Below are 827 nucleotides of genomic sequence, written 5' to 3' on the forward strand. Positions count from 1 at the left end.
CGTGGCGCTGGTCTATGCCGGGATTCTGCTGCTAGGGCTAGGGCGCGAAACGCTGGTCGGCGTGACGGAAAGCATTATGGCGCCAATCAGCTATGGGGCGATTGCGCTGATTGGTCTTTGGCTGATCTGGCGCGGGTTGCGCCATGCCCGGCGGACAGGCCCTGCTGCTCCTGACGCGCATTGCGGTCACTGCGGCCACGCCCACGGGCCGAGCATAGAGGCGGTACAACAAGCCGGAAACCTGCGCGACGCACTGCTTTTAATCGCGGGGATCGCCGTAAGACCCTGTACCGGAGCGCTTTTTGTGCTGGTGATCACATGGCATATGGGGATTGGCGCTGTCGGGGTGCTGGGGGCTTTTGCGATGGCCATTGGCACTGGTTTGGTCACGATCGCCACGGGGCTTGCAGCATCGGGCTTGCGGGCCGGACTGCTCGGCGGGCTTTCCGGCTCACCTCGGCTGGCGCAGGCGGCGGCATTGGCTGAACTGACCGCAGGCATGACCGTTCTGGTACTGGCAAGCGGCCTATTGCTGCGGGCCCTCTAGCGCCGCCCTTCGCGGAGCCAAGCGGCCGTGATGAACAGCGCGGAAAGCAGCAGGACAAGCCAGCTTGGCAGCAGCGGCGTTTGGCGCAGGTCGCGGGTCTCATAGGCACCGCGTGGCGTGAGCCCAAGCCAACCGCGTCCGGCAGCGGGCCGTCCCAAACTCACATTGCGCAAGCGGGGCAGACCGTCCTCCAGCCGCGCCACGCCGCCGCGCAGGCTGTCAATCACCGGGCGCAGAGCCGTATCGCTCGCAATGGTTTCGACAAACTCACGCGGCGCTG

Annotated in this window: 2 protein-coding genes; one reads left to right on the forward strand and one right to left on the reverse strand. The window is 65.9% G+C overall.

Features of this window, described 5'->3' with window-relative positions; genetic code table 11:
• On the forward strand, positions 1–547 hold a 547-nt coding region (locus Q7C20_RS26680; protein ID WP_375071182.1), incomplete at its 5' end, for a nickel/cobalt transporter.
• Here Q7C20_RS26680 and Q7C20_RS26685 read toward each other — a convergent pair.
• Positions 544–827 (reverse strand): hypothetical protein (locus Q7C20_RS26685; protein WP_375071183.1); only part of this gene is annotated, 284 nt, incomplete at its 5' end. The two genes, Q7C20_RS26680 and Q7C20_RS26685, sit on opposite strands and share 4 nt — an antisense overlap.

This window comes from Pseudomonas sp. AMR01 (assembly GCF_041946035.1).
GTDB classification, from domain to species: domain Bacteria; phylum Pseudomonadota; class Gammaproteobacteria; order Pseudomonadales; family Pseudomonadaceae; genus Aquipseudomonas; species Aquipseudomonas antarctica_B.